Genomic DNA, 2,644 nt, shown 5'->3' on the forward strand with positions numbered 1-2,644 from the left:
CGCAGGTCCAGCTCGGCGTAGCTCAGGCGCTGGCCTTCGAACACCAGTGCCGGGGCGTTGGGGCTCAGGGCGGCTTGTTGGCTCAGGGCGGTGTGTAGGTTGGTTGGGCCGCTGTAGTGGCGGTCGGTGGCGTTCCAGCGATCCAGTTGCTGTTGATCCTGCTGTTGCGGGAACAGTTCGACCAGGGGGCGCCCAGGGCTTGCCACCAGGGCGTCAAGCAGCGCGCACCACTGCGCGCTCCAGCGTTGCATCGTCGCTTCGTCGTACAAGGCCGATTGGTATTCCAGCGCCAGCGTCATGTCGCTGCCGTCGTCCTGGACTTCCCAGCTCTGTTCAAACTTGGCGTCGATCACCGGCAGCATCTGTTCTTCGACGTTCAATCCCGGCCATTGGCTGCTGTCGACGCGGCCATAGTTGAGGGAGAACAGCACTTGGAACAGCGGCGTACGGTTCAAGTCGCGGTTTTGTGCGATAGCGCCGACCAGAGTGGCGAAGGGCAGGTCAGCATGGGCTTGGGCTGCACGCAGGTCGGCCTCGACGCTGGCCAGCAGTTGCTCGGCCGGGGCCCGTTGGTCGACGTCGCTGCGGATCACCAGGGTGTTGACCAGGCAGGCCAGCAACGTCTGGGTTTGCCCATGGTCACGCTGGTCCGCCGGGGTGCCGAGAAGAATCTCCCGCTGACCGCTGTAGCGCGCCAGCAGCGCGCTCAGGGCCGTGGCCAGCACCACGTAGGTGGTCGTGCCGCGCTGACGGGCGAACTGCCGGATGGCTTGGGCGCGCTGGGTGCCGAGGGACACGTTCAGTTGTCGGGCGCGGCGGTCCGCTTCGGCGCCGCGTGGATGGTCGATGGGCAGGTCGAGTTGGTAGTCGTTCTGGCCCAGGTGGCTTTTCCAGTAGTCCAGGCTGTCGCTGCGCCGGGCCTGGGTGTCCGGGTGCTGTTGCCACAGGGCGAAATCGATGTAGTCGATTTCCAGCGGTGCCCAGGCGGGCGACTGCCCGTTCAGGCCGGCGGCGTAGGCCTGGGTCAGTTCGTTGATGAGCAACTGCATGGCCCAACCGTCGGTGGCGCTGTGGTGCAGGCACACCAGCAACAGGTGTTCGTCACTGCCCTGGCGTTGCAGCAGGTGCGCACGCCAAGGCGCAGCGGCGGCCAGGTCGAACGGTGTCATCAGTGCGTCCTGGGCGTTGGTGCAGGCCACAGACCAGTCCTGGGTCGCAACGCCAGTGACCGCGAGCGCCGGCCCGTGGTCGTCGATCAGCAATTGCGGCTCGCCGTCGACTTCGACGATACGGCTGCGCAGCACCAGGTGGCGCAGGCTGACCTGCGCAAAGGCCTCGCGCAAGACCTCGACCTGCAACTCGCCGCGCAAGGTCAGGGCGAATGGCATGTGGTACTCGCGGGACTCCGGCACCAGGCGGCTGAGCATCCAGAACCGGCGTTGAGCCAGGCCCAGGGGCAATAGCGCCGGGCGCGGTTGTGCGCTGATCGATTCGCCGGGCATGGCCGCGCGCAGATGCTCGGCCAGGGCCGCTACCGTCGGTTGGGCGAACACCAGCGGCAAGGGCAGGCAAACCCCGAGGCGCTCACGGACCCGGCTGACCAAGCGGGTGGCCAGCAAGGAGTGACCGCCGAGTTGGAAAAAGTTGTCCTCGATGCCGACCTCCGAACCACCCAGCACCTCGCTGAACAGTTCGCAGAGCACGGTTTCAGTGACATTGCGCGGCGCGGTGCGCGGCTGGTCGCTGTGGCTCTGTGGCAGCGGCGTGGTGGCCAATGCCTTGCGGTCGAGCTTGCCGTTGCTGTTGAGCGGCAGGTTATCGAGCTGCACCAAGAGGCTTGGTTGCATGTGCGCGGGCAGGCTGTCACTCAAGTCGGCACGCAGGGTCGTCTCATCGGCGTCACCGCACCAGAAACTCACCAGGCGCTGGTCCAGCAACAAGGTGGCGGCGTCGCGAACACCGGTCTGCGCCAGCAGCGCAGCGTCGATTTCCCCCAGCTCGATCCGCTGGCCGCGCAATTTCACCTGATGGTCGAGACGGCCCAGGTATTCGATGTTGCCATCGGCCTGGAAGCGGCAGAGGTCGCCGGTGCGGTACAGGCGGTCACCCTCGATGAATGGGCTGGCGAGGAAGCGTTGCTCGGTCAGGTCCGGGCGTTTCAGGTAACCCCGGGCGACGCCGGCGCCACCGATGTACAGTTCGCCGATGCTGCCAATCGGCAGCGGTTGCAGGGCCTCGTCGAGGATGTACAAGCGCAGGTTGGCGATGGGTTTGCCGATCGGCACGATCACATCGTCCGCCGAGCAACGCCAGACCGAGACGTCGATGGCCGCTTCGGTCGGGCCGTACAGGTTGACCAGCGCTGCCGGGTGTTGGCCCATGAAGCGCCGTACCAGGTCCACCGGCAGGGCTTCGCCACTGGCGAACACCTGACGCAGGCTGTGGCAGTTGACCAGGCTCGGCTCTTCGACAAACGCCCGCAGCATTGACGGCACGAAGTGCAAGGTGGTGACCCGCTCCTGCTGGATCAACTGGCTGAGGTAGGCCGGGTCGCGATGACCGTCGGGACGGGCGACCACCAGGGTCGCGCCGGTGATCAGCGGCCAGAAGAACTCCCACACCGACACGTCGAAGCTGTACGGGG

At 66.3% G+C, this 2,644-nt stretch carries 1 protein-coding gene; it reads right to left on the reverse strand.

The features are described from left to right. Positions 1–2,644 (reverse strand): condensation domain-containing protein (locus AACY31_RS28450; protein ID WP_339505603.1); only part of this gene is annotated, 2,644 nt, incomplete at both ends.

The organism is Pseudomonas sp. RL_105y_Pfl2_101, from assembly GCF_963970585.1.
Taxonomy (GTDB): domain Bacteria; phylum Pseudomonadota; class Gammaproteobacteria; order Pseudomonadales; family Pseudomonadaceae; genus Aquipseudomonas.